The organism is Rahnella sp. WP5 (genome assembly GCF_000745615.1).
In the GTDB taxonomy this organism is placed as follows: domain Bacteria; phylum Pseudomonadota; class Gammaproteobacteria; order Enterobacterales; family Enterobacteriaceae; genus Rahnella; species Rahnella aceris.
Genome location: NZ_KN050721.1, coordinates 375231 through 400412, shown reverse-complemented (window position 1 = coordinate 400412; position 25182 = coordinate 375231). Strand labels below are relative to the sequence as shown.

The window sequence follows — 25182 nt, the reverse complement described above, 5'->3', positions numbered from 1 at the left end:
CCATGAGCGATGACCATTCACAAAATAGTGACAGCCCCAGTCCCAAGAAGGGCTTCTTTTCCCTTATCCTTAGCCAGCTTTTTCACGGTGAACCTAAAAACCGTGGCGATTTGGTTGAGCTGATCCGTGATTCAGAACAAAACGATCTGATCGACCCCGATACCCGTGACATGCTGGAAGGCGTGATGGATATCGCCGAGCAGCGCGTCCGGGACATCATGATCCCACGTTCACAAATGATCACGCTAAAACGCAACCAGCCGCTGGAAGAGTGCCTCGATGTCATTATCGAATCTGCACACTCACGCTTCCCGGTGATCAGCGAAGATAAGGATCACATTGAAGGCATCCTGATGGCCAAAGACCTGCTGCCGTTTATGCGCACAGAGTCTGAGCCATTCAGCATAGATAAAGTGCTGAGAACCGCGGTCGTTGTCCCTGAAAGCAAACGCGTAGACCGCATGCTGAAGGAATTCCGCTCACAGCGTTACCACATGGCGATTGTCGTTGATGAATTCGGCGGCGTTTCAGGTCTGGTAACCATCGAAGATATTCTCGAACTGATCGTCGGCGAAATCGATGATGAGTACGATGAAGCAGAAGATCTGGATATCCGCCAGCTCAGTCGCCATACCTACACCGTCCGCGCACTGGCACCGATCGAAGATTTTAATGAAGTGTTCCGGACCCATTACAGTGACGACGAAGTCGATACGATTGGCGGTCTGGTCATGCAGTCATTCGGCCATTTACCGGCGCGTGGTGAAAGCATTGAAATTGACGGTTACCTGTTCAAGGTTGCGATGGCTGACAGCCGTCGTATCATTCAGGTTCATGTAAAAATACCGGACGACGCGCCGCAACCGATACTGGAAGAATAATTACTTCATGGCAATTGCCTCTTTATATCAACGCCAGCGGGTTCGCGCCCTGCTGGCGCTCTTTTTCGGTGCCTGTGGCACGCTGTCATTTTCCCCTTATGACTTCTGGCCTGCGGCGATCATTTCGCTGTGCGGTCTGCTGGCATTAACGCTCGATCGTCGTCCGGCTCAGGCCGCGCTCATCGGCTTTTTCTGGGGAATGGGTCTTTTTGGCAGCGGCGTAAACTGGGTGTATGTCAGCATCGCCACGTTTGGCGGCATGCCGGAAGCGATCAACCTTTTCCTGGTGGTCTTGCTGGCAGCGTATTTATCGCTGTACACGATGTTGTTTGCCGGCTTGTTCAGCAAACTGTGGCCGAAAACCACCTGGTGGAAACTGGCACTTGGCGCGCCCGCCTTGTGGCAAATTACTGAATTCCTGCGCGGCTGGGTGCTGACCGGTTTCCCGTGGTTACAGTTCGGCTACAGCCAGATCGACGGTCCGCTGAAAGGCCTCGCGCCGATTACCGGCGTCGACGGCATCACGATTTTACTCACCTCGCTGAGCGGACTGATTGTGTACGCGGTACATCAGCGTCGCGTCACACCGGGAATTATCGCTGTTGCTATGCTGTTGCTGCCGTGGCCGCTGCGTTATATCCACTGGTATCAGGAACAGCCAGATAAAACGGTCGATGTGGCACTGGTTCAGGGCAACATTCCACAGTCCATGAAATGGGATCCGAAAGCGCTGGAAAGTGCGCTGCAGACCTATCTGGATCTCAGCCGCCCGTACGTGGGTAAATCCAGCATGATCATCTGGCCGGAATCAGCAATTTCAGACATTGAATCCGATCAGCAGGGCTTCCTGAGCATGGTGGATAATATCTACCGCTCACACGGCACCCAGTTAATCACCGGCATTATCGATGCCCGTCGCAATGAAGAAGGCATGAAAGTGTATAACAGCGCCATCGTGCTCGGCGGTGAAAAGCCCTATCACTACCCTGACGAAAACCGCTTCAACAAACATCATCTGGTGCCTTTTGGTGAGTTCGTGCCGCTGGAAGCCATTCTTCGCCCGCTGGCACCTTTCTTCGATTTGCCGATGTCCGGGCTGACCAGTGGTGATTACGTGCAGAAACCGTTGTTTGTCAGTGGTCTGAATCTGACCACGGCGATTTGTTACGAAGTCGTCTTCGGCGAACAGGTGCGCGACAATCTGCAACCGGATACTAATTTCCTGCTGACAATTTCAAACGATGCCTGGTTTGGTCATTCGATTGGCCCATGGCAACACTTCCAGATGGCGCGAATGCGTTCGCTGGAACTGGGGCGTCCGTTGCTGCGCAGCACCAATAATGGCATTACCGCCGTCGTTGATGCTCAGGGCGATGTGACCCACGAAATTCCGCAGTTTACCCGTCAGGTGCTGAACGTGAAGGTCACACCGACAACGGGTATGACACCTTATGCCCGGGCTGGCTGGTGGCCGGTGTGGTTTGCTACGGCAGTCATGGCGGCAGTTGCGCTGTGGTTGGGTCGCCGTAAATCCTGAACACAAGCGTTTTGTTTCTAAAACAGGCACCTCCGGGTGTCTGTTCTTTTTTGTAGCACCCCTTTTTAATCTCAATACCCCTCCCCTTTTACCTGCTGCCGATTGTTTCGACTGCGGCATTAAGCGCTGCCGATTTGCCCGCTTATGAAGTTAAATCAGGCCATTTGGCACGACTCTTGCTACATCTGATTGAAAGATATCTGATTAGTTACTTTTTATGACGGGATGCATCATTTTGGTACAAACAGGCTGCTCCTCATGCACTTTCCGGGTGCATAGCCGTTTGATTGCTTTGATTTGGTGCGTGTCTCGTCTCAAAAAAGAAACAATGTGGTTTCATAATATTCACATTCAGCTATTTTCTAGCTTCATATGACGAGGCATTAGTACTTTCTGATCCCTGAGTTTGGATCCCTAATGACAGCAAGGAGTTGGACATGCAATTGCGCAAATTGGCGTTATCAGTACTGTTGGCAAGCGTTACCGTGAGCAGCTTTGCTCACGCAGAAGAACTGACCGGCACCCTGAAAAAAATTAAAGACAATGGCGTTATCGTGGTGGGTCACCGTGAATCCTCAGTGCCATTCTCTTACTACAACAACGAACAAAAAGTTGTGGGTTATTCACAGGACTATTCTGACGCTATCGTTGACGCAGTGAAGAAAAAACTGAACCTGCCTGACCTGCAGGTCAAAATGATGCCAATCACTTCGCAGAACCGTATCCCGCTGCTGCAAAACGGCACCTACGATTTCGAATGTGGTTCAACCACCAACAACCTGGAACGTCAGCAACAAGCGGCCTTCTCTGACACCATCTTTGTGATCGGCACACGTCTGCTGGTGAAAAAAGGTTCAGAGATTAAAGATTTCACTGACCTTAAAGGCAAAACTGTTGTTGTAACCTCCGGTACGACTTCCGAAGTTCTGCTGAACAAGCTGAACGAAGAGAAAAAACTGGATCTGCGCATCATCAGTGCCAAAGACCACGGTGACTCCTTCCGTACGCTGGAAACTGGCCGCGCAGTGGCCTTCATGATGGATGACGCCTTGCTGGCCGGTGAACGTGCGAAAGCCAAGAAACCAGACAACTGGGAAATTGTCGGTACGCCGCAATCCAAAGAAGCTTATGGCTGCATGATGCGTAAAGACGATGCTGAGTTTAAAAAACTGGTTGATGACACCATCGTGCAGGCACAAACCTCCGGTGAAGCAGGCAAATGGTTTGAAACCTGGTTCAAAAAACCAATTCCTCCGAAAAACCTGAATATGAACTTTGAGCTGTCCGATGACATGAAAGCTCTGTTCAAAGCGCCAAACGATAAGGCGCTGTAAGTCATACCAAATGGACGGGTATAACCAAGAGAAGAGTGAAAAGTGACTAAAATACAAGGTTGGACCACCAACCTGTGATGATACAGATGCGGGGTGGTCGTTCCCCACCCCGCATTCTTTCCCATTCACTTTAGGCGAATTGCGTCATCACTCAGATGGGTAAGCCTTTACCCGCTTTACGGAGTTTTTATGTCAATAGATTGGAACTGGGGCATTTTTCTGCAACAAGCCCCCTTCGGTAACACCACTTATCTGGGCTGGATTTGGAATGGATTTCAGGTCACTGTCGCACTGTCAATTTGCGCATGGATAATCGCCTTCCTCATCGGTTCTCTGTTCGGTATTTTGCGTACCGTCCCCAACCGCATCCTTTCGGGTATTGGTACCTGTTACGTCGAATTATTCCGTAACGTGCCATTAATCGTGCAATTCTTCATCTGGTATCTGGTGGTCCCTGAACTGCTGCCTGAAAATATCGGCATGTGGTTTAAATCCGAACTGGCGCCTGACGTACAGTTCTTCACTTCCTCGGTAATTTGCCTCGGGTTGTTCACCGCCGCCCGTGTATGCGAACAGGTGCGTGCAGCCATCCAGTCCCTGCCAAGCGGACAACGCAATGCCGGACTGGCGATGGGCCTTACGCTGCCGCAAACTTACCGCTATGTGCTGTTGCCCAATGCTTACCGCGTGATCGTGCCGCCAATGACCTCTGAGATGGTTAACCTGGTGAAAAACTCCGCCATTGCCTCGACCATTGGTCTGGTGGATATGGCTGCACAAGCCGGTAAGCTGCTGGATTACTCCGCGCATGCGTATGAATCATTCACTGCAATCACCGTTGCTTATGTCCTTATCAATGCCGTCATCATGCTGCTGATGCATTTCGTAGAACGTAAAGTCCGCCTGCCGGGCAACATGGGAGGGAAATAAGCATGCATGAATTCGACTGGAGTTCTATTGGTCCCGGCCTGCCCTATCTGTGGCAAGGCATGGTCATTACGCTGAAGATTACGTCGCTGGCGATTGTGGTCGGTATTTTGTGGGGAACCCTGCTGGCGGTCATGCGCCTGTCAACGTTCAAACCGATCAGCTGGTTTGCCTCGGCTTACGTCAACCTTTTCCGCGCGGTTCCGCTGGTCATGGTGCTGTTGTGGTTCTATCTGATTGTGCCGGGCTTTCTGCAAAAAGTGCTCGGACTGTCACCTAAAACCGATATCCGCCTGATTTCTGCGATGGTCGCGTTTGCGTTATTTGAAGCGGCGTATTACTCGGAGATTATCCGCGCAGGGATTATCAGCATCGCACGCGGTCAGTCTTCTGCAGCGCTGGCGCTGGGTATGACGCAATGGCAATCCATGAAGCTGGTTATCCTGCCGCAGGCTTTCCGCGCGATGGTGCCGTTACTGCTGACGCAGGCGATCGTTTTATTCCAGGATACTTCGCTGGTGTATGTTCTGGGCCTCGCAGACTTCTTCCGCAGCGCATCTAATATTGGTGACCGTGACGGTACGCTGGTTGAGATGGTGCTGTTTGCAGGACTTATTTACTTTGTTATCAGCCTTTGTGCTTCCTTGCTGGTGCGTTATTTGAAGAAAAGGACCGTTTCATGATTTCACTGAAGAATGTTTCTAAATGGTACGGGCACTTTCAGGTGCTTACCGATTGCAGCACCGAAGTTAAAAAAGGTGAAGTTGTGGTGGTTTGCGGGCCTTCAGGCTCAGGGAAATCTACGCTGATCAAAACCGTTAACGGACTCGAACCTGTTCAGAAAGGTGAGATCCTGGTCAACGGGACGCCGGTCAATGACAAGAAGACCAATCTGGCGCAACTGCGTGCAAAAGTGGGCATGGTTTTCCAGCATTTCGAACTGTTCCCGCACCTTTCCATCATCGATAACCTGACACTGGCGCAAGTCAAAGTTTTAAAACGTGATAAAGCGGCAGCGAAAGACAAAGGCCTGAAATTACTGGATCGTGTCGGTTTGTCCGCGCACGCCAATAAATTCCCCGGCCAGCTTTCCGGTGGTCAGCAACAGCGTGTGGCGATTGCCCGTGCATTGTGTATGGATCCGATCGCGATGTTGTTTGACGAACCGACGTCCGCTCTTGATCCGGAAATGATCAACGAAGTGCTCGACGTTATGGTTGAGCTGGCAAACGAAGGTATGACCATGATGGTGGTGACGCACGAAATGGGCTTCGCCCGTAAAGTGGCCAACCGCGTGATTTTCATGGATGAAGGCAAGATTGTAGAAGATCGCAATAAAGACGATTTCTTCAATAATCCGGAATCCGATCGCGCCCGGGATTTCCTGGCGAAGATCCTGCACTGACCGGTACTGAAGAAAAGAAAGCACACCTGCCCCGCTTCTCCGGGGCAGGTGTCTGACGCTTAAGGTTCAAACGGACGACGCGTAAACTCAGTGTTACCGCATTTCGGGCATTTACTCAGAATTTCCGGCGTATACACCGCTAAGTGAAAATGACAGTTTTCACACACCAGATTGCCCAGACCGACGACTTCTCCGCTGTGATAAATCCCGTGATGGCTGACATCTTTAAAAACCTCTTTCCATTCCAGCTGGGTTTTATCGGTCATATCGGCCAACTCTTTCCACAAGCTTTCTTTAATGACCCGCATGAACACACTGTCCGTGCCGTCATCTTCTTCTGCCACGGCTTGCTGGTTTTCTTCATAGTTACGGGCAAATTCGTGCAAATCGCGGCGTACCGCCGACGTTAACTGTTCAATCTGGATTTCCGTCAGCTTGCCCTCTTCCTGCAGTCTGACGCGGGCGTCCTGTACCAGCGCGCTGATATCACGTTCACCGTGTTTTAACCGCTCGGTCAGTGATGTCACCAACTGCCGGTAAGATTGCGTAATATTGCTCATATTTCCTCTCCTTGAACTGTCATAACCATTTTCACGGCGGGAACGCACTGCCTTTATTTTAGTCGTAAATCCCTGATCCGTTGCGCAGATTATCTCGCGCTGACTCGCAGATTATGAATATTGCGCCAGAAGCGGACAGAAATTCCCTTTAGCCTTCGCTGGGTGTTGTTGCTCCAACCGCTTATCAGCTATGCTATGCGGATCTTTTGATTAAAACTTTTTGAGCTACAGGCGTAGCTGTTTTCACTCACAGGACCACCGGCCGCCATGCAAGAGCAATACCGTCCAGAAGACATCGAGTCACACGTTCAGCTTCACTGGCAAGAGAAGCAAACCTTCAAAGTTACCGAACAGCCTGGCAAGGAGAAATATTACTGCCTCTCCATGTTGCCTTATCCATCAGGCCGTCTCCACATGGGACACGTGCGCAACTACACCATCGGTGACGTGATTTCCCGTTACCAGCGCATGCTCGGTAAAAACGTTCTGCAGCCGATTGGCTGGGATGCGTTTGGCCTGCCAGCGGAAGGTGCAGCGGTTAAAAACAACACCGCACCTGCGCCGTGGACTTACGAAAACATCGAATACATGAAGAACCAGCTTAAATTGCTGGGCTTCGGCTATGACTGGGATCGTGAAATCGCGACCTGTAAGCCTGATTATTATCGCTGGGAACAATGGTTCTTCACCAAGCTGTACGAAAAAGGTCTGGTTTATAAGAAGACCTCCGCAGTGAACTGGTGTCCGCATGACCTGACCGTTCTGGCGAATGAACAGGTTATCGACGGCTGCTGCTGGCGTTGCGATACCAAAGTAGAACGTAAAGAAATTCCTCAGTGGTTTATCAAAATCACCGATTACGCCGATCAGCTGCTTAACGATCTGGACACGCTGGAAAGCTGGCCAGAGCAGGTGAAAACCATGCAGCGCAACTGGATCGGGCGTTCAGAAGGCGTGGAAATCACCTTTGATGTGGCTGACAGCGATGAAAAAGTCACGGTGTACACCACCCGTCCTGATACGTTTATGGGCGCGACCTACGTCGCTGTGGCTGCCGGTCATCCTCTGGCACAGTTGGGCGCACAGAGTAATCCTGCGCTGAACGATTTCATCGACGAATGCCGTAACACCAAAGTTGCCGAAGCAGAAATGGCGACGATGGAAAAGAAAGGCATGGCAACCGGTCTGTTTGCCATTCATCCGCTGTCTGGTGAGAAGCTGCCAATCTGGGCAGCCAACTTCGTGCTGATGGAATACGGTACCGGCGCAGTGATGGCCGTGCCTGGCCACGATCAGCGCGACTGGGAATTCGCCACCAAATACGATCTGCAGATCAAACCGGTTATCCTGAATCTGGACGGCAGCCATCCTGACGTCAGCGCAGAAGCGATGACGGAAAAAGGCACGCTGTTCAACTCAGGTGAATTCGATGGTCTGAACCACGAAGACGGTTTCAATGCCATTGCCGATAAACTGGTTGCTCAGGGTGTCGGTCAGCGCAAAGTGAACTATCGCCTGCGCGACTGGGGGGTTTCCCGTCAACGTTACTGGGGCGCACCAATTCCGATGATCACGCTGGAAGACGGCACCGTTATTCCTGCGCCTGAAGATCAACTGCCGGTTATTCTGCCCGAAGACGTCGTAATGGATGGCATCACCAGCCCGATCAAAGCCGATCCTGAGTGGGCGAAAACTACCGTCAATGGTATGCCGGGTCTGCGTGAAACCGACACCTTTGACACCTTCATGGAATCTTCCTGGTATTACGCGCGTTACACCTGCCCGCAATATGACGAAGGTATGCTGGATCCTGCGGCCGCCAACTACTGGTTGCCAGTCGATCAGTATGTCGGTGGTATTGAACACGCCATCATGCACCTGATGTATTTCCGCTTCTTCCACAAACTGATGCGTGATGCAGGTTTGGTGGATTCTGACGAACCGGCCAAGCGCCTGTTGTGTCAGGGTATGGTTCTGGCTGACGCTTTCTACTACACCGGTAACAGCGGCGAACGTATCTGGGTTTCCCCGGCGGATGCCATTGTTGAACGTGATGAAAAAGGTCGCATCACCAAAGCCACTGACCCGCAAGGCCACGAACTGGTTTACGCGGGCATGAGCAAGATGTCCAAGTCTAAAAACAACGGCATCGACCCGCAGGTGATGGTCGATAAATACGGTGCAGATACCGTGCGTCTGTTTATGATGTTCGCTTCTCCGGCAGAAATGACGTTGGAATGGCAAGAGTCCGGCGTTGAAGGGGCAAACCGCTTCCTGAAACGTGTCTGGAAACTGGCCTTCGAGCACACAGAAAAAGGTCCTGTTGCCGCTCTGGATGTGGCTTCTCTCAATGAAGCACAGAAAGATCTGCGTCGTGACTTGCATAAAACCATCGCCAAAGTGACCGATGATATCGGTCGTCGTCAGACCTTCAACACCGCTATCGCGGCAGTCATGGAACTGATGAACAAGCTGGGCCGTGCACCTCAGGATACCGAACAGGATCGTGCGCTGCTGCAGGAATCCTTGCTGGCAGTTGTCCGTATGCTTTATCCATTCACTCCGCACGTCTGCTTCAGCCTCTGGCAGTCGCTGCAAGGAGAAGGTGACGTGGATACCGCGCCATGGCCACAAGCTGATGAGCAGGCAATGGTTGAAGATTCCAAGCTGGTCGTTGTACAGGTGAACGGTAAAGTGCGTGCTAAAATCACCGTAGCCGCTGATGCTACCGAGCAACAAGTGCGCGATCGTGCGGCAGAAGAACATTTGGTCGCAAAATATCTGGATGGGGTTACGGTTCGCAAAGTAATCTACGTCCCGGGCAAACTGCTTAACCTGGTTGTAGGTTGAGTCAAGGAGGATCTGTGCGACATCCCATAATGACACTGCTGCTCACCGCAGCAGTGCTGGTTACAGCAGGTTGTGGATTCCATTTACGTGGAAAAACCAATGTTCCTGACGAACTGAAAACAATCGTTTTGGACAGTGGGGATCCGTATGGTCCGTTGACTCGTAATATCAGGACTCAGCTGCGTCTAAGTAATGTGACCATTGTTGATGATCCGACCAAAGAACAGCGTAAGGATATTCCGTCGCTGCGCATTGGGGCTGAGTCAGTGGGTCAGACTACCGCATCAATCTTCCAGGACGGTAAGACTGCGGAATATCAGATGGAAATGAACATTAATGCGACAGTTCTGATGCCTGGCAAGGATTTGTATCCTATCCATGTAAAAGTGTTCCGTTCCTTCTTTGACAACCCGTTAACGGCGCTGGCCAAAGATAACGAACAGGACATCATTATCGAGGAAATGCGCCAGCAGGCTGCGCAGCAACTGATCCGTAAGTTGCTGACCGTCCATGCTTCAGAATTGCAGAAAGCAGAGGATGTCGGCGGGCGTCAGGTAGAAGTCATTTCTACCGGTTCATCAGCCACGACGTCGTCTGATGCCTCTGCGGCATCTTCCACGGCACCGGCCACCCCTTCCGCACAATGATCCGAGTTTATCCGGAACAACTTGCCGCGCAGCTCCGTGAGGGGCTGCGCGCTTGTTATGTGTTATGTGGAAACGACCCTTTGCTTTTGCAGGAAAGCCAGGACAGCATACGTCACGCTGCCCAGCAGGCTGACTTCCAGGAGCACTACACGTATATTCTTGACGCCCATACCGAATGGGAGTCCATCTTCAGCATCTGTCAGGCCCTGAGCCTGTTTGCCAGCCGGCAGACCCTGATGCTTATTCTGCCCGAAAATGGCCCGACGGCGCCGATGGCAGAACAATTACTCAAACTGACCACCTTGCTCCACGACGATATTCTTCTGCTGTTGCGCGGTACAAAACTGACCAAAGCGCAGGAAAACAGCGCCTGGTTTAAAGCGTTAAGTGACAAAGGTGTTTTCGTCAGTTGTCAGACGCCCGAACAGGCACAACTTCCCCGCTGGGTGACCCGTCGCGCCAAAGAACTTTCACTTGAACTCGATGAACCAGCTAATCAGCTTTTGTGCTACTGCTACGAAGGAAATTTGCTGGCGCTGGCGCAGTCGCTGGAGCGCCTTTCCCTGCTCTATCCCGATGGCAAACTCACGCTACCGCGCGTCGAAGAGGCCGTCAACGATGCGGCACATTTCACACCTTATCACTGGCTGGATGCGTTACTGGCCGGGAAAAGTAAGCGAGCCTGGCATATTTTGCGTCAGTTGCAACAGGAAGACAGCGAGCCGGTTATTTTATTGCGAACCGTACAGCGTGAGCTGCTGATGCTGCTCAATCTGAAACGGAAAATGGACACGACGCCGATCAGGACCCTGTTTGATCAGCAAAAAGTCTGGCAAAACCGCCGGGCGCTGGTGACTCAGGCACTGCAACGCCTGTCTCTTGCCCAGCTGTCTCAGGCCGTTCGCTTACTGACCCAGATGGAAATCACGCTCAAACAGGATTACGGTCAGTCAGTCTGGGCCGAGCTTGAAAGCCTGTCTATGCTACTCTGTGGGAAATCCTTACCCACCGGATTGACGGAGTTGGGTTCGTATTGAAGCAGGACACCGTTATGCCGCGCCGCGCCGCACATTCTTCTGCAACCGCTGAAAAGCTGCTGGCTTTTTTTGGCGGTACGTTTGACCCGATCCATTATGGTCATCTGAAACCCGTTGCGGCGCTGGCAGCACAGGCAGGGTTTGATCAGGTGATCCTGCTGCCCAACAACGTTCCTCCCCACCGGCCACAACCCGAAGCCACGCCGCAGCAACGTCTGCATATGGCGAAGCTGGCTGTGGCGGATAACGCGCTGTTTTCAGTCGACCCCCGCGAGCTGGCTGTTGATACGCCCTCCTACACGATTGAGACACTTGCAACGTTACGTAAAGAACATGGCGACAAATGCCCGCTGGCGTTTATCATTGGCCAGGATTCGTTACTGACGCTGCATAAGTGGCACCGCTGGGAATCGTTACTGGATTTCTGTCATATCGTGGTGATGGCACGTCCGGGTTATCAGGAACAACTTGATACACCGGAACTGCAGAAATGGTATGACGCCCATCGGGTGAATGATGCCAATGCGCTTAAGCAAAAACCGGCCGGATTCATTTATCAGGCCAATACCCCATTGCTGGATATTTCAGCGACTGAAATCCGTGAACGCCGTCATGCGGGTCTTGATTGCTCAGATTTACTGCCTTCCGCCGTTGAGCGTTATATAGAATCACAGGGCTTGTACCGCGAGTAGCTAACGCGTGCTATACTGCGCCGCTTAATTTCGGCTCTCGATAACGCTGCGTAATCAACCGATACAATGTATTGATTGTTAAACGTTTTAAGCTGTTTTCCAGACAACCGCTATGTTTATCCTTCATGAGATTGATCATTGCTTCGGTGCCACACCGGCGGACATCTCGTGAGGTCAATTGTTTCAAACATCCCCAGGGGGAACCTTTGCAAGGTAAAGCGCTCCAAGATTTTGTTGTCGATAAAGTCGATGACCTGAAAGCACAAGACATCATCGCCATTGATGTTAAAGGTAAATCCAGTATTACTGACTGCATGATTATCTGTACCGGCACGTCAAGCCGCCATGTCATGTCCATCGCCGGGCATCTGGTTGAAGAAATTAAAGCCGTTGGCCTTGATGCCATGGGTGTGAAAGGCATTAATGAAGCTGACTGGGTGGTTGTCGATCTGGGCGAAGTGATCGTGCACGTTATGCAGGAAGAAAGCCGTCAGTTGTATGAGCTTGAGAAACTCTGGGGCTGATGCGTGAAGCTGCAACTTGTCGCCGTCGGCACCAAAATGCCTGACTGGGTGCAAACCGGTTTTAACGATTATCTGCACCGTTTCCCTAAAGATATGCCGTTTGAACTGACAGAGGTTCCGGCCGGGAAACGTGGGAAGAACGCAGACATCAAGCGCATTCTTGAAAAAGAAGGCGAGCAGATGCTGGCCGCTGTCGGTAAAGGGAATCGCATCGTGACGCTGGATATTCCAGGGACACCATGGGAAACCCCGCAACTGGCACAACAACTGGAACGCTGGAAGCAGGACGGACGCAATGTCAGCCTGTTGATCGGCGGTCCGGAAGGGCTGGCACCGGCCTGTAAAGCCGCAGCGGAACAGAGCTGGTCGCTCTCTCCGTTGACGCTTCCTCACCCGCTGGTGCGGGTTCTGGTCGCGGAAAGTCTTTATCGCGCCTGGAGTATTACCACTAATCATCCATATCACCGCGAATAACGGGTGGTGAATGTCAGCAACATGAATTAAGTAGTGGGATGAAAATAGATCGTAACCCTTTTCGCGACTATACGGCTGAATCAGCCCTCTTTGTGCGCCGTGCACTGGTGGCGTTTATCGGCATTCTGCTACTTAGCGGCGTTTTAGCTTTTAATCTTTATAATCTGCAAATTGTCCGTTTTCAGGATTACCAAACCCGTTCTAACGATAACCGTATCAAGCTGGTGCCGATCGCGCCCAGCCGCGGCATTATCTATGACCGCAACGGTACGCCGCTGGCGCTGAACCGCACGATCTATCAGCTTGAACTGGTGCCGGAAAAAGTGGACGATTTGCAGGCCACGCTTGAAGGCCTCAAACCGATAGTTGACCTCACGCAGGAAGATATCGATAACTTCAAAAAAGAGCGCCAGCGTTCGCGACGCTTTACGTCTATTGCCGTCAAAACGGCTCTGACTGAAGTTCAGGTTGCGCGTTTCTCCGTGAACCAGTTCCACTTCCCCGGCGTTGAAGTCAAAGGCTATCAGCGTCGCTACTATCCGTATGGTTCAGCGCTGACGCACGTTATCGGCTATGTATCGAAAATCAATGACCGTGACGTTGAACGCCTCGATAAAGATGGCATTCTGGCCAACTATGCCGCCACGCACGACATTGGTAAGCTCGGCATTGAGCGCTATTACGAAGACACGCTTCACGGTAAAACCGGCTATGAAGAAGTTGAAGTGAACAACCGTGGCCGCGTTATCCGCCAGCTACACGAAGAACCGCCGCAGGCGGGCAAAGATATTTACCTGACGATCGACTTGCCATTACAGCAATATATTGAAGTCTTGCTGACCGGCAGCCGCGCCGCTGTGGTGGTTACCGATCCGCGCGATGGCGCCATCCGTGCGCTGGTGTCTAACCCGAGTTATGACCCGAACCTGTTTGTGGATGGCATCTCCAGTAAAGATTACAACACGCTGCTTAACGACCCCAATAAGCCGCTGATCAACCGGACAACGCAGGGGGTTTATCCGCCAGCGTCTACTGTGAAACCGTATATTTCAGTTTCTGCGCTGACAACGGGTGTTATCAATAAAAACACCTCCCTGTTTGATCCGGGCTGGTGGCAGTTACCGGGTTCAGACAAGCGTTACCGCGACTGGAAACACTGGGGGCATGGTCGCCTGAATGTGACGAAAGCCCTTGAGGAATCGGCTGATACCTTCTTCTATCAGGTGGCTTATGATATGGGGATTGACCGTCTTTCCGAGTGGATGGGCAAATTTGGTTACGGCCAGTACAGCGGTATCGATTTATCAGAAGAACGTAGCGGGAATATGCCAAACCGCGACTGGAAATTTAAACGCTTCAAAAAACCCTGGTATCAGGGCGACACCATTCCGGTGGGTATCGGTCAGGGCTACTGGACCGCAACTCCAATCCAAATCATGAAAGCCATGACCACGCTGATTAATGACGGCAATGTCAAAACGCCACATTTGTTGCTGAGCACCAAAGTTGACGGCCAGCAGGTGCCGTACAAACAACAGGAAACGACCCAGATTGGCGATATTCATTCCGGCTATTGGGAAATTGCTAAAGACGGTATGTATGGCGTAGCAAACCGTCCGAACGGTACGGCCCGCAAGTACTTTGCTGACGCGCCTTATAAAGCCGCCGCAAAATCCGGGACTGCACAAGTTTACGGTTTGAAAGCCAATGAAATCTATAATGCGCATAAAATCGCTGAGCATCTGCGTGACCACAAGCTGATGACCTCTTTTGCACCCTATGACAAACCGACCGTGGCCGTGGCCGTGGTTCTGGAGAATGGCGGTGCGGGTCCGGCAGTGGGGACAATTTCACGCCAGATACTCGACCACATTTTACTGGGCGACAACACGACACAATTACCGGCTGACGCGCCAGCGCCACCGGGAACCGAAGGTGATTAACCGTCAATGACTGAGAACCAACAAAAAAGATCATTGTGGTCGAAAATGCATATCGACCTGACGATGTTGCTGATCGTGCTCGCGCTGCTGACCTACAGTGCGTTCGTGATGTGGAGCGCCAGTGGTCAGGACATGGGCATGATGGAACGTAAAATCGGCCAGATCCTGATGGGTCTGGTGATTATGCTGGTCATGGCACAAATCCCGCCGCGCGTTTACGAAAGCTGGGCACCTTATCTCTACATCTTCTGCGTTTTCCTGCTGGTGCTGGTGGATGCCTTCGGCAGTATCAGTAAAGGTGCACAGCGCTGGCTGGATCTGGGGATCATTAAATTCCAGCCGTCAGAACTGGCGAAAATCGCCGTGCCCCTGATGGTCGCGCGCTTTATCAATCGCGACGTTTGCCCGCCTTCACTTAAAAATACCGCGATTGCCCTGGCATTAATCTTCATCCCTACCCTGCTGGTCGCGGCACAGCCCGATCTGGGCACCTCGATTCTGATTGCCGCATCCGGTTTATTCGTGCTGTTCCTTTCGGGCATGAGCTGGAAACTGATTGCCGTCGCCGCCCTGCTGGTTGCCGCATTTATCCCGATCCTGTGGTTCTTCCTGATGCACGACTATCAGCGCGACCGCGTCATGATGTTGCTTGATCCTGAAAGCGATCCGCTGGGTGCGGGCTATCATATTATTCAGTCTAAAATTGCCATCGGCTCTGGCGGTTTTTCCGGCAAAGGCTGGTTGCATGGCACGCAGTCTCAGCTGGAATTCCTGCCCGAGCGACATACCGACTTTATCTTCGCTGTACTCGCCGAAGAACTGGGGTTGATTGGTGTTCTGGTGCTGCTTGGGCTGTACTTATGCCTGATCATGCGCGGTCTGGTGATCGCCGCCCATGCACAGACTACTTTTGGCCGCGTGATGTCCGGCGGACTGATGCTGATTCTGTTCGTTTATGTGTTTGTTAACATCGGCATGGTCAGTGGTATTGTCCCGGTAGTTGGGGTACCTTTGCCTCTGGTCAGCTATGGCGGGTCAGCACTCATCGTGCTAATGGCAGGGTTTGGTATCGTTATGTCGATACATACTCATCGAAAAATGTTGTCGAAAAACTTATAGAGGTGAGCAATGCGTAAGGAGTGGCTTGGAGCTGTCATTATCGGTTTGCTGTTAAGTGGTTGTGCCACTGAAGATACACAGCAACAACAACCGGCACCGCAGCAAGCCTACAATGGCCCTGTGGTAGAAATCGGCGGGGCTGATCCGCGTTACGAACCTTATAATCAGGGCACGATGCAGGATTATACCGTTAACGGTAAAACCTATAAGATCATCAAAGACCCGTCCAACTTTTCGCAGGTGGGGCAAGCGGCCTGGTACAGTCAGGAGAATGGAGGCAACACTACCGCGCTCGGTGAAGAATTCGACCCGACAGCCATGACCGCTGCGCATCCGACATTGCCGATCCCAAGCTATGTCCGCGTCACCAACATGGCGACAGGACGCATGCTGGTCGTGCGTGTTAACGATCGTGGCCCTTATGTGCCGGGCAAAATTATCGATTTGTCTCAGGCTGCGGCAGACCGTCTGAACCTGACCAACAGCACCAAAGTACGCATTGATTTTATCAACGTTGCGCCTGACGGCACGCTCTCCGGCCCGGGGACTATTGGTACGACCGTCGCCAAACAATCTTATGCATTACCGTCTCGTCCAAGTTTAGGCGCCAGCAACATGGGGACGCCGACGCTGACAGCAGAGCCGACGAATACGTCAGATGTACGCCCGATCAGTAACAGCACCCTGAGTAATCCTAATGCTGCGCCATTAACGAATGACGAAGATAACAACGGCACCGTAGCCTCTGCGCCAGCAGCGACCACGATGTCCGGTAACAGCGGCGGCGGCGGGTTTCTGAGCGCGCCAACACCTCTGCGTCAGGGTGTGTTAGAAGGCAGCGAACCGGTAATAGCACCGGTTGCTGTCGCCAGTGCCGCGCCGGTAGCAGCTGCTGCGGCCTCCGCAGCGCCTGCGCATACCACTGCCATTCCTTCCTCGGGATTTATGGTACAGGTTGGCGCACTGAGTAATCCTCAGAACGCGCAACTGTGGCAAAAAAGCCTCAGCCAGCGCTTCTCTGTACCCGGTAAAGTACAGGCGAATGGCAGCACCTATCGCGTGCAGCTTGGTCCGTTCAGCACCCGCCAGCAGGCCGAACAGCTGAAACAGCGACTGGCCAGCGAAGCTCAGCAGCAGTCTTTCGTCACTGCCAGCATGTAATTTATAAATACGGGGCTGCGGCCCCGTTTTTATAAGTGCTCTGTCTTATAAGGACTCTGTCTTATAAGGACTCTGTCTTATAAGTAAAAGTCAGTAAGCGCCGGTAATCGAAGATGTCTGACTTATGACTCTTCTGCTATAGTGGCGCACGTTTATCACTTACTCCCACGGATGTTGTTGTCCCGATCATGAAACTTGTAAATACTTCACGTTTAGTCAAAAGCCTCGCATTTGGCACCGTAATCACTCTGAGTGCAGCGTCCGCCTATGCCGACGATGTTAATTTAAAAACAATGATCCCTGGCGTTCCGCAGATTGATGCTGAAGCCTATATCCTGATCGACTACAACTCCGGCAAAGTTCTGGCAGAAATGAATGCCGATGCGCGCCGCGACCCAGCCAGCCTGACTAAAATGATGACCAGTTATGTTATCGGTCAGTCCATCAAAGCCGGCAAAATCTCTCCGACCGACATCGTTACCGTGGGTCCGGACGCCTGGGCAACCGGCAATCCGGTGTTCAAGGGCTCTTCCCTGATGTTCCTCAAACCCGGCGACCGTGTACCGGTTTCTGAACTCAACCGCGGGATCATTCTGCAATCCGGTAACGACGCCTGTGTGGCAATGGCCGACCATGTGGCCGGAAGTCAGGATGCTTTCGTTGCCATCATGAACAATTACGTGAACTCGCTGGGTCTGAAAAATACCCATTTCGGCACCGTTCATGGTCTTGATGCCGCTGGTCAGTACAGCTCAGCCCGCGATATGGCGCTGATTGGTCAGGCGCTGATCCGTGATGTACCGGAAGAATATGCCACCTACAAAGAGAAAGAATTCACCTTCAACAATATCCGCCAGATGAACCGTAACGGTTTGTTGTGGGATAACAGCCTGAATGTTGACGGCATTAAAACCGGTCATACTGATTCAGCGGGCTATAACCTGGTAGCTTCTGCGACAGAAGGCCAGATGCGTCTGATCTCCGCAGTGATGGGCGGTCATACGTATAAAGGCCGTGAAGTTGAAAGTAAAAAGTTGCTGACCTGGGGCTTCCGTTTCTTCGAAACCGTTTCTCCGCTGAAAGCCGGTAAAGAGTTCGCGTCAGAACCTGTCTGGTTCGGTGATACCGACCGCGTCGCACTGGGCGTTGAGAAAGATGCTTACCTGACGATCCCGCGTGGTCGTATGAAAGATCTGAAAGCCAGCTACGTGCTGAACACACCGGAACTGCATGCGCCCTTGCAGAAAAATCAGGTGGTTGGGTCGATCAACTTCCAGCTTGATGGCAAAACCATTGATGAGCGCCCTCTGGTGGTCATGAACGAAGTGAAAGAAGGCGGCTTCTTCGGTCGCATCGTGGATTACATCAAACTGATGTTCCACCACTGGTTTGGCTAAGTTGCCCGCTTGAAAAAGTTTGCAACAATCCCCATATAACCGGTATAGATTATAGCTCCCGCTACGGCGGGAGTTATACTTTCAGAGACAACACTTAATACGCTGTACAACACGCTGGAGTGCACATGAAAACCAAACTGAACGAACTGCTCGAATTCCCTTGTCCCTTTACCTACAAAGTAATGGGCCTGGCACAACCCGAGCTGGTAGACCAGGTTGTGGAAGTCGTGCAACGCCATGCGCCTGGCGATTACAATCCTCAGGTAAAACCGAGCAGTAAAGGGAATTACCACTCCGTTTCGATTACGATCACTGCGACTCACATCGACCAGGTCGAAACCCTGTACGATGAACTGGGCAATATCGAAATTGTCCGCATGGTGCTGTAAGCCCTTTCTGACCGATCCGCGCGGGAGCCACAACACTGTCGCGCGTTTTCCCCCTCTTCAATGACGATAACTGCCGTGCAATCACAAAATCCGCAAGAACGTATCGTACTGCGCCAGCTTGGTCTTCAGCCCTATGAACCGGTTTCTCTGGCCATGCACCATTTTACTGAGCACCGAAATGCCGACTCGCTTGATGAAATCTGGCTGGTTCAGCATCACCGTGTCTTTACGCAGGGTCAGGCAGGCAAAGCTGAACATGTTCTGATGCCCGGTGATATTCCGGTTATCCAGAGCGATCGCGGTGGTCAGGTGACGTATCACGGTCCCGGTCAGCAGGTAATGTACGTGATGGTGGATTTAAAACGAAAAAAGCTCGGTGTCCGTCAACTGGTGACGGCCATTGAGCAAACGGTGGTGGATACGCTGGCACACTTCTCTATCGACGCTTATCCGCGTGCCGACGCGCCGGGCGTGTATGTCGATGGCAAAAAGATTTGTTCGCTTGGTTTGCGCATCCGCAAAGGTTGTTCGTTACACGGCCTGGCATTAAATATTGATATGGATCTGGAGCCTTTCCACCGCATCAACCCCTGTGGTTATGCTGGCCTTGAAATGACGCAGGCCAGTCTGGAAAAGCCGGGATTAACAGTCGATCAGGTCATGCCTGTTCTGGTGAAATCCTTCAACCATCGCCTTGATTATCAGCAGGTTGATTATCTGCCCTGGCAGATAGAACATTACGCCCCTTCTCCGCCGTGATTTTTGGGCAGAGTTGATACGGCTGTATTGATCTTTTCTCGCGTACCTCGTGTTTTTGTCATTTATCGGGAGCGCGAGAAAATATTTACACACCATTAACACCCCATCAGATCCCTCAGTGAACCGCTAAAATAATCAGTATTTTCAAAATATTACATTCAATTAATGACTCATTTTTTGATAACCCTTCCTGTTTAAGGTTAAAAAATTGCAGCATTTAGCACTTCCGGTCATGACGAAGGGCTGAACGAAGGGATGCTTCAATGATATAATTTCCGCATTATTTCTACTTTTTTTGATGAATCAGCCAGTTCATTGAATGTCCTGAAAAAACTCGGATAACGAGTGACAAACCTGGAAGCTGCAAGATTATGAGTAAACCGATTCAGATGGAACGCGGCGTCAAATACCGCGATGCAGATAAGATGGCGTTAATTCCGGTGAAAACCGTGGTCAGTGACCGGCAGGAAATGTTACGTAAGCCGGCATGGATGAAAATCAAACTGCCTGCCGACTCAACAAAAATTCAGGGCATTAAATCAGCACTGCGTAAGAATGGCCTGCATTCCGTTTGTGAAGAGGCGGCCTGCCCTAACCTTTCCGAGTGCTTCAACCACGGTACCGCAACGTTCATGATCCTCGGCGCCATTTGTACCCGTCGCTGCCCGTTCTGCGATGTGGCACATGGTCGTCCAACCGCACCTGATACCAACGAGCCGGAAAAACTGGCACAGACTATTTCTGATATGGGTCTGCGTTATGTCGTGATCACCTCCGTTGACCGGGATGACTTGCGCGACGGCGGTGCTCAGCATTTTGCGGATTGTATTACGGCTATCCGTGCAAAAAACCCGACCATCAAAATCGAAACGCTGGTACCAGATTTCCGTGGACGTATGGATCGTGCGCTGGAAATTCTTAACGCCAGCCCGCCGGACGTGTTTAACCACAATCTGGAAAACGTGCCGCGTGTTTACCGCCAGGTTCGTCCGGGTGCTAACTACGAGTGGTCGCTGACGCTGCTGCAACGTTTTAAAGAAGCGCATCCGGAAATTCCAACCAAATCAGGTCTGATGGTGGGTCTGGGCGAAACAAACGAAGAAATCATCGAAGTGATGCGCGATCTGCGTCGTCATGGCGTAACGATGCTGACACTCGGCCAGTATTTACAGCCAAGCCGTCACCATCTTCCGGTGCAGCGTTATGTGAGCCCTGAAGAGTTTGATCAGATGAAAGAAGCAGCGATGGAAATGGGCTTCACCCATGCAGCCTGCGGTCCGTTCGTGCGTTCTTCTTATCACGCCGACCTGCAAGCCAAAGGGTTAGAAGTTAAGTAATATCTCGTTACTTTTTCGCTTAAGAAAGACAAAAAGGTTGTTCGCAAGAACAACCTTTTTCGTTTGCTAAGAGGCCGGAGACTGGCGTTCCGAAAACTCAGTCTTTGTGCTCAACACGTTGAGCTGGCTTTTCTTCTGCGGTTTTTTCAGCAGAAGCGGGAGCCGGATCATCGTTCATGGCTTTCTTAAAGCCACGCAGTGCCGCGCCCAGGTCACCGCCCAGAGAACGCAGTTTGCTGGTACCGAACAACAGAACGATCAGCACGCCGACCACCAACAATTTAGTAATACTTAAACCTTCCATACATACCTTCTTTACACTGAGTGCTGGAAAACAGCAGTGACAATTTGCCGTTATTAACGGCCATTCGCGACGTTAATACAACCCGAAAATGTAACAGAACGGATCCGGAACTGTGCGCATTGTGACCAGAGTGAGTTATTATGAGCGTGAACAGCACGCCCATAAAGGACTTCTGTCTTTATTTACAGCAAACCACCTGCAAACTTGATTTCGGATCAGATAAAGCGGCTCAGGAACGCCTGTGTCCGCTGATGTTTCGGATTGACCAGAACATCATCCGCTGCCCCCTGCTCAACGACAACGCCGCGATCCATAAACACCACGCGATCTGCAGCCTCTTTCGCAAAACCGATTTCATGCGTCACCACAATCATCGTCAGTCCCTGCTTTGCCAGATCCCGCATGGTAGCCAGCACTTCGCCCACCAGTTCAGGGTCGAGGGCGGACGTTGGCTCATCGAACAGCATCAGTTTAGGTTTCACCGCCAGCGCACGGGCGATAGCAACGCGCTGTTGCTGACCACCGGAAAGATGACGCGGGTAGGCATTCGCTTTATCACTCAGGCCGACTTTTTGCAGCAACTCGCGCGCATATTTCTCCGCTTCATGACGGCTTTCTTTATGCACACCAACCGGTGCTTCAATGATATTTTGCAATACGGTCATATGCGGATAAAGATTGAATTGCTGGAATACCATGCCGATATCCCGGCGCTGTCGCGCAATCGCCCGTTCGGGCAGTTTATGCAGACGGTCACCGCGCAGTTCATAACCGATTTGCTCGCCACCGACCATAATGGAACCGCGATCAATATCTTCCAGATGATTTATACAGCGCAAGAATGTCGATTTACCTGAACCCGACGGCCCGAGGATCACCACCACTTCGCTGGGTTTCACATCAAGATCAATCCCCTTCAGCACTTCGTTATCGCCATAACTTTTATGCACATTACGGGCGACCACCAGTGATGCTTGTCCGGATGACTGTACGTCAGCGGGCAATTGACTCATAAGTCCTCCTTTTGGGCCATGCCCGGTGAATTGATGATCGGCGCGGTTTTTTCTTCCGCATTGCTCTGACGCCGTTTGGCATTTGGCAACGTCCGGCGTGTACCGCGGGAATAATAGCGTTCAATCGCAGACTGTCCGAGATTGAGCAATGACGTGATAAACAGATACCAGATCACCGCCACCATCAGCATAGGCACCACTTCAAAGGTCCGGTTGTAGACCGTTTGCACGGAGTACAGCAAATCGCCCATCGCGATAACGCTGACCAGCGACGTCGCTTTAATCATGCTGATCAGCTGGTTACCGGTCGGCGGAATAATCGAACGCATGGCCTGCGGAATGATGATCCGGCGCAGCGCGCGGCCACGACTCATGCCAAATGCCTGCGCGGTTTCCGCCTGGCCGTTATCGACTGACAGCAAGCCTGCCCGAATGATTTCTGCCATATATGCCGCTTCATTCAGCGCCAGACCGGCAATGGCCGCGGTCAACGGCGTGATCAGATCATTGGTATTCCAGCTCATGTACTCCGGGCCAAACGGGACGCCGAGTACCACGCGCGGGAACAGCGTCGACATGTTGTACCAGAACAATAACTGTACCAGCAGCGGCGTACCGCGGAAGAACCAGATATACAGCCCTGCTAATCTTCTCAGCAACAGGCTGTCAGACAAACGGGCAATCGCCAGCATCAGCCCGATGAACACACCGAGCAGCATCGATACCACGGTAAGGCCGAGCGTGACGCCCAGACCTTTGATCACCGACCCTTCCGTGAACCACTGCGCCACCACATGCCATTCGAAGTTCGGGTTGTGCGAAACGGCCCAAACCACATCAGCGGCAATCAGCAACACCACTATCCAGGCAATCCAGCGGCCGTAGTTACGCGGTGCGTGGGAAAACTCAACGTTACGTCGCGGATCCTGCGTATAGTCGTCCTTGACTGCCGGCGTTGAACTATACGATTTATCCGTCATTTAGACTGCGCCTTTGCCAGGTTAATGCCCGGTGCTGAAATCATATTGCCTTCCAGCCCCCATTTTTTCATGATGATGGCGTACGTGCCGTTGTCGAACAGTTTCTGATAACCGGCGAGGATCGCGTCACGAACCGGTGAGTCTTTGGCGACGACCGTCCCCTGGAAGATATCGCCAAAGCCGTTGGATTTGCCGGTGCCGGTCAGTTCAAGCTGACCGTTGGCTTTTTCCACAAAATAGGTCAGCGGTGCCTGAGAAGAGAAGAACGCGTCGGAACGGTTAGAACGAACCGCCAGAATCGACGTAGGCTGATCGGCAAATGACTGTACAGTCACGGCCGGTTTGCCGTCTTTGACACACACATCAGACTGCTTACGGATAACCTGTTCAGCCGATCCCCCCGCCATCACGGCAATGCGTTTACCGCAGGTATCATCAAGGGAATTGATGTTTTCCGGGTTACCTTTGCGCACCCCGAAGACGACATATTCTTTGACGAAATCGATGAAATCATTTTTCGCCTGACGATCGGGATAATCGCCGATCGGGCCGATGCCCATCTGGTAGCGCCCTGCGGCCATGCCGCTGAGGATGCCGGATAAGCCGCTCACGGAAGCATGCTCTATTTTTACACCCATGACTTGTGCCAGCGCGTGCGCCAGATCCGCACTCGCGCCATCCAGACCGTTGGCGCTGGTCACGATTTCATACGGAGGGAAAGAGCCGTTATTCACAGAGGTCATCACACCTGACTTCTGAATATCCGCAGGTAATTTTGCATGGATCGCCGGATCCATCGTCTGAGTCGGGATTGTCACGTTTTCAGCAGCAAAGGCATTTATGGAAGATACGGAAAGTAATGCAGCGGTCAGTACAGCAATCTGACGAAGTTGTTTTGCCATCATTCTCTTGTTTCCTCTGTGTAAAAAGTCGGTCTGTGAGTTTATGAATGTTGTGGTTTTATAGTGATTACCTTCCGTGGCAACTTTCCGGGTTTTTCTTTTTATGGCTGTTTATCTATAGAAAAAACAAACGCATCCCCTGGTGAGGGCGCGGTACTGCATGAGCGCTGAGGCAGCCGTTGAGGACCGGCCGCGCACAGACTCAGTCGTTACGCAGTTGCGGTAAACCAAAACGACGGTTTGCCAGCACCGGTAACACTTTTCTTGCATGCGCCAGACGATCTTTATCCAGCTCGGCAAACACCAGTGCCGGGGCCTCGGCTGCGCGGGCGATAGCCACACCCAGCGGATCGACCACCATACTGTTGCCGATATTGCGCTCGCCACATTCACCGACGGCCACCATATAGGTGGTGTTTTCCAGTGCGCGTGCCGTGACCAGCACTTCCCAATGCATTTCTTTCAGCGGGCCTTTCACCCACGCGGCAGGCAGCACCAGTACATCGGCACCGTCGAGCACCAGACGCCGCGCCAGTTCCGGGAACCGCACGTCATAACAGGTCATCAGGCCGACGTTAAACCCGGCGACATTCACCAGCGGCGGTACTTCGTCACCCGCCGTGACATTTTTTGATTCCTGAGAGGAGAACGCATCATAAAGATGCAACTTTTGATATTCAGAAATAATCTCGCCATTACGGATTGAAATCAGCACGTTATATGCACGACCATCCGGTGCAGGCGTATGCACGCTCATCATGGTGGTCATCTGATTGCCACGGCTGGCCGCAAGCAACTGACTGACAAACGGACCATCCAGAGGTTGTGCTGCTTTTAAAACCAAATCCGGATCGGTAATGTCACGCGCCAGAATGCCTTCCGGCAGCACCAGCAAATCCACGCCCGCTTCGACAGATTTCGTCATCAGCGAAAGACAGGTTTCGACGTTAGCTTCCCATTCACGGGAAACCGCAAACTGACCTAATGCAACTTTCATTTTTGACTCCCCC

25 protein-coding genes are annotated in these 25182 nt (G+C 52.0%); 19 read left to right on the top strand and 6 right to left on the bottom strand.

Annotated elements, in window-relative coordinates:
• Window positions 1-2 precede the first annotated feature (2 nt).
• The 6 genes from corC (at window position 3) to EX31_RS23160 (ending at window position 6084) form a co-directional block, all read left to right on the top strand.
• A complete protein-coding gene (gene corC / locus EX31_RS23185; protein WP_013576483.1) occupies window positions 3-881 on the top strand; it encodes a CNNM family magnesium/cobalt transport protein CorC in 879 nt (292 codons plus the stop codon).
• 7 nt (window positions 882-888) lie between these two features.
• The gene (gene lnt / locus EX31_RS23180; RefSeq protein WP_037037040.1) at window positions 889-2418 is read left to right on the top strand and encodes an apolipoprotein N-acyltransferase; all 1530 of its coding nucleotides are present in this window, start codon (window positions 889-891) and stop codon (window positions 2416-2418) included.
• 437 nt (window positions 2419-2855) lie between these two features.
• Window positions 2856-3752, top strand: coding sequence for an amino acid ABC transporter substrate-binding protein (locus tag EX31_RS23175; protein WP_013576485.1), 897 nt, complete (start codon window positions 2856-2858; stop codon window positions 3750-3752).
• Between the two features lie 189 nt (window positions 3753-3941).
• Window positions 3942-4682 carry an amino acid ABC transporter permease gene (locus tag EX31_RS23170; protein WP_013576486.1) on the top strand — a complete coding sequence of 247 codons (741 nt, stop codon included), beginning with the start codon at window positions 3942-3944 and terminating at the stop codon, window positions 4680-4682.
• Window positions 4683-4684: 2 nt separating this feature from the next.
• Entirely contained in the window at window positions 4685-5362 is a 678-nt protein-coding gene (gene gltK, locus EX31_RS23165) for a glutamate/aspartate ABC transporter permease GltK (RefSeq protein ID WP_013576487.1), read from the top strand.
• On the top strand, window positions 5359-6084 hold the full coding sequence (locus EX31_RS23160) for an amino acid ABC transporter ATP-binding protein (RefSeq protein ID WP_013576488.1): 726 nt from the start codon (window positions 5359-5361) through the stop codon (window positions 6082-6084). The genes gltK and EX31_RS23160 overlap by 4 nt, the downstream gene beginning before the upstream one ends.
• Window positions 6085-6143: 59 nt before the next feature.
• Here the strand turns inward: EX31_RS23160 and EX31_RS23155 are convergent, their stop codons facing one another.
• On the bottom strand, window positions 6144-6644 hold the full coding sequence (locus EX31_RS23155; RefSeq protein WP_013576489.1) for a zinc ribbon-containing protein: 501 nt from the start codon (window positions 6642-6644) through the stop codon (window positions 6144-6146).
• A 267-nt stretch (window positions 6645-6911) separates the two neighbouring features.
• Here EX31_RS23155 and leuS point away from each other — a divergent pair, with 267 nt between their 5' ends.
• The 13 genes from leuS (at window position 6912) to lipA (ending at window position 20973) form a co-directional block, all read left to right on the top strand.
• On the top strand, window positions 6912-9494 hold the full coding sequence (gene leuS, locus EX31_RS23150) for a leucine--tRNA ligase (RefSeq protein WP_037037037.1): 2583 nt from the start codon (window positions 6912-6914) through the stop codon (window positions 9492-9494).
• A 14-nt stretch (window positions 9495-9508) separates the two neighbouring features.
• Window positions 9509-10141, top strand: coding sequence for an LPS assembly lipoprotein LptE (gene lptE, locus EX31_RS23145; protein WP_037037035.1), 633 nt, complete (start codon window positions 9509-9511; stop codon window positions 10139-10141).
• Window positions 10138-11178: a DNA polymerase III subunit delta gene (gene holA / locus EX31_RS23140; protein ID WP_013576492.1), complete on the top strand. Its 1041-nt coding sequence runs from the start codon at window positions 10138-10140 to the stop codon at window positions 11176-11178. The genes lptE and holA overlap by 4 nt, the downstream gene beginning before the upstream one ends.
• Window positions 11179-11192: 14 nt before the next feature.
• Window positions 11193-11870, top strand: a complete 678-nt coding sequence (gene nadD, locus EX31_RS23135) for a nicotinate-nucleotide adenylyltransferase (RefSeq protein ID WP_013576493.1) — start codon at window positions 11193-11195, stop codon at window positions 11868-11870.
• A 206-nt stretch (window positions 11871-12076) separates the two neighbouring features.
• A complete protein-coding gene (gene rsfS / locus EX31_RS23130; protein WP_015698163.1) occupies window positions 12077-12394 on the top strand; it encodes a ribosome silencing factor in 318 nt (105 codons plus the stop codon).
• Window positions 12395-12397: 3 nt separating this feature from the next.
• Window positions 12398-12868: a 23S rRNA (pseudouridine(1915)-N(3))-methyltransferase RlmH gene (gene rlmH / locus EX31_RS23125; RefSeq protein ID WP_013576495.1), complete on the top strand. Its 471-nt coding sequence runs from the start codon at window positions 12398-12400 to the stop codon at window positions 12866-12868.
• 38 nt (window positions 12869-12906) lie between these two features.
• Window positions 12907-14811, top strand: coding sequence for a peptidoglycan DD-transpeptidase MrdA (gene mrdA / locus EX31_RS23120; RefSeq protein WP_013576496.1), 1905 nt, complete (start codon window positions 12907-12909; stop codon window positions 14809-14811).
• 6 nt (window positions 14812-14817) lie between these two features.
• Complete coding sequence (gene mrdB / locus EX31_RS23115; RefSeq protein WP_013576497.1) at window positions 14818-15930, top strand: peptidoglycan glycosyltransferase MrdB; 1113 nt, start codon at window positions 14818-14820, stop codon at window positions 15928-15930.
• A gap of 9 nt (window positions 15931-15939) precedes the next feature.
• Entirely contained in the window at window positions 15940-17091 is a 1152-nt protein-coding gene (gene rlpA, locus EX31_RS23110; RefSeq protein ID WP_037037030.1) for an endolytic peptidoglycan transglycosylase RlpA, read from the top strand.
• A gap of 188 nt (window positions 17092-17279) precedes the next feature.
• Window positions 17280-18488, top strand: a complete 1209-nt coding sequence (gene dacA / locus EX31_RS23105; RefSeq protein WP_013576499.1) for a D-alanyl-D-alanine carboxypeptidase DacA — start codon at window positions 17280-17282, stop codon at window positions 18486-18488.
• 125 nt (window positions 18489-18613) lie between these two features.
• Window positions 18614-18877, top strand: a complete 264-nt coding sequence (ybeD, locus tag EX31_RS23100) for a DUF493 family protein YbeD (protein WP_013576500.1) — start codon at window positions 18614-18616, stop codon at window positions 18875-18877.
• Between the two features lie 60 nt (window positions 18878-18937).
• Window positions 18938-19636, top strand: coding sequence for a lipoyl(octanoyl) transferase LipB (gene lipB / locus EX31_RS23095; protein ID WP_037037026.1), 699 nt, complete (start codon window positions 18938-18940; stop codon window positions 19634-19636).
• A 371-nt stretch (window positions 19637-20007) separates the two neighbouring features.
• Window positions 20008-20973 carry a lipoyl synthase gene (gene lipA / locus EX31_RS23090; protein WP_013576503.1) on the top strand — a complete coding sequence of 322 codons (966 nt, stop codon included), beginning with the start codon at window positions 20008-20010 and terminating at the stop codon, window positions 20971-20973.
• Between the two features lie 97 nt (window positions 20974-21070).
• Here lipA and tatE read toward each other — a convergent pair whose 3' ends face one another.
• The 5 genes from tatE to EX31_RS23065 all read right to left on the bottom strand — a co-directional run bounded on the left by tatE (window position 21071) and on the right by EX31_RS23065 (window position 25169).
• Window positions 21071-21277, bottom strand: coding sequence for a twin-arginine translocase subunit TatE (gene tatE, locus EX31_RS23085; protein WP_013576504.1), 207 nt, complete (start codon window positions 21275-21277; stop codon window positions 21071-21073).
• A gap of 215 nt (window positions 21278-21492) precedes the next feature.
• A complete protein-coding gene (locus tag EX31_RS23080) occupies window positions 21493-22290 on the bottom strand; it encodes an amino acid ABC transporter ATP-binding protein (RefSeq protein ID WP_013576505.1) in 798 nt (265 codons plus the stop codon).
• Window positions 22287-23270 (bottom strand): amino acid ABC transporter permease, encoded by a 984-nt coding sequence (locus EX31_RS23075; protein WP_013576506.1) that lies wholly within the window; start codon window positions 23268-23270, stop codon window positions 22287-22289. The genes EX31_RS23080 and EX31_RS23075 overlap by 4 nt, the downstream gene beginning before the upstream one ends.
• The gene (locus tag EX31_RS23070; protein ID WP_013576507.1) at window positions 23267-24175 is read right to left on the bottom strand and encodes an ABC transporter substrate-binding protein; all 909 of its coding nucleotides are present in this window, start codon (window positions 24173-24175) and stop codon (window positions 23267-23269) included. Before EX31_RS23070 ends, EX31_RS23075 begins: the two co-directional genes overlap by 4 nt.
• Before the next feature lie 199 nt (window positions 24176-24374).
• The gene (locus EX31_RS23065) at window positions 24375-25169 is read right to left on the bottom strand and encodes a deaminated glutathione amidase (protein ID WP_037037023.1); all 795 of its coding nucleotides are present in this window, start codon (window positions 25167-25169) and stop codon (window positions 24375-24377) included.
• Window positions 25170-25182 lie beyond the last annotated feature (13 nt).

What these genes read in the sequence shown, in the direction of transcription:
- gltK (WP_013576487.1), top strand. Translation starts at nt 4,685, where the DNA reads ATGCATGAATTCGACTGGAGTTCTATTGGTCCCGGCCTGCCCTATCTG.
- EX31_RS23080 (WP_013576505.1), bottom strand. Translation starts at nt 22,290, where the DNA reads ATGAGTCAATTGCCCGCTGACGTACAGTCATCCGGACAAGCATCACTG.
- EX31_RS23155 (WP_013576489.1), bottom strand. Translation starts at nt 6,644, where the DNA reads ATGAGCAATATTACGCAATCTTACCGGCAGTTGGTGACATCACTGACC.
- lnt (WP_037037040.1), top strand. Translation starts at nt 889, where the DNA reads ATGGCAATTGCCTCTTTATATCAACGCCAGCGGGTTCGCGCCCTGCTG.
- rlpA (WP_037037030.1), top strand. Translation starts at nt 15,940, where the DNA reads ATGCGTAAGGAGTGGCTTGGAGCTGTCATTATCGGTTTGCTGTTAAGT.
- corC (WP_013576483.1), top strand. Translation starts at nt 3, where the DNA reads ATGAGCGATGACCATTCACAAAATAGTGACAGCCCCAGTCCCAAGAAG.
- dacA (WP_013576499.1), top strand. Translation starts at nt 17,280, where the DNA reads ATGAAACTTGTAAATACTTCACGTTTAGTCAAAAGCCTCGCATTTGGC.
- leuS (WP_037037037.1), top strand. Translation starts at nt 6,912, where the DNA reads ATGCAAGAGCAATACCGTCCAGAAGACATCGAGTCACACGTTCAGCTT.
- EX31_RS23160 (WP_013576488.1), top strand. Translation starts at nt 5,359, where the DNA reads ATGATTTCACTGAAGAATGTTTCTAAATGGTACGGGCACTTTCAGGTG.
- mrdB (WP_013576497.1), top strand. Translation starts at nt 14,818, where the DNA reads ATGACTGAGAACCAACAAAAAAGATCATTGTGGTCGAAAATGCATATC.
- ybeD (WP_013576500.1), top strand. Translation starts at nt 18,614, where the DNA reads ATGAAAACCAAACTGAACGAACTGCTCGAATTCCCTTGTCCCTTTACC.
- EX31_RS23175 (WP_013576485.1), top strand. Translation starts at nt 2,856, where the DNA reads ATGCAATTGCGCAAATTGGCGTTATCAGTACTGTTGGCAAGCGTTACC.
- holA (WP_013576492.1), top strand. Translation starts at nt 10,138, where the DNA reads ATGATCCGAGTTTATCCGGAACAACTTGCCGCGCAGCTCCGTGAGGGG.
- lipB (WP_037037026.1), top strand. Translation starts at nt 18,938, where the DNA reads ATGACGATAACTGCCGTGCAATCACAAAATCCGCAAGAACGTATCGTA.
- EX31_RS23070 (WP_013576507.1), bottom strand. Translation starts at nt 24,175, where the DNA reads ATGATGGCAAAACAACTTCGTCAGATTGCTGTACTGACCGCTGCATTA.
- tatE (WP_013576504.1), bottom strand. Translation starts at nt 21,277, where the DNA reads ATGGAAGGTTTAAGTATTACTAAATTGTTGGTGGTCGGCGTGCTGATC.
- lipA (WP_013576503.1), top strand. Translation starts at nt 20,008, where the DNA reads ATGAGTAAACCGATTCAGATGGAACGCGGCGTCAAATACCGCGATGCA.
- EX31_RS23170 (WP_013576486.1), top strand. Translation starts at nt 3,942, where the DNA reads ATGTCAATAGATTGGAACTGGGGCATTTTTCTGCAACAAGCCCCCTTC.
- mrdA (WP_013576496.1), top strand. Translation starts at nt 12,907, where the DNA reads ATGAAAATAGATCGTAACCCTTTTCGCGACTATACGGCTGAATCAGCC.
- EX31_RS23075 (WP_013576506.1), bottom strand. Translation starts at nt 23,270, where the DNA reads ATGACGGATAAATCGTATAGTTCAACGCCGGCAGTCAAGGACGACTAT.
- EX31_RS23065 (WP_037037023.1), bottom strand. Translation starts at nt 25,169, where the DNA reads ATGAAAGTTGCATTAGGTCAGTTTGCGGTTTCCCGTGAATGGGAAGCT.
- nadD (WP_013576493.1), top strand. Translation starts at nt 11,193, where the DNA reads ATGCCGCGCCGCGCCGCACATTCTTCTGCAACCGCTGAAAAGCTGCTG.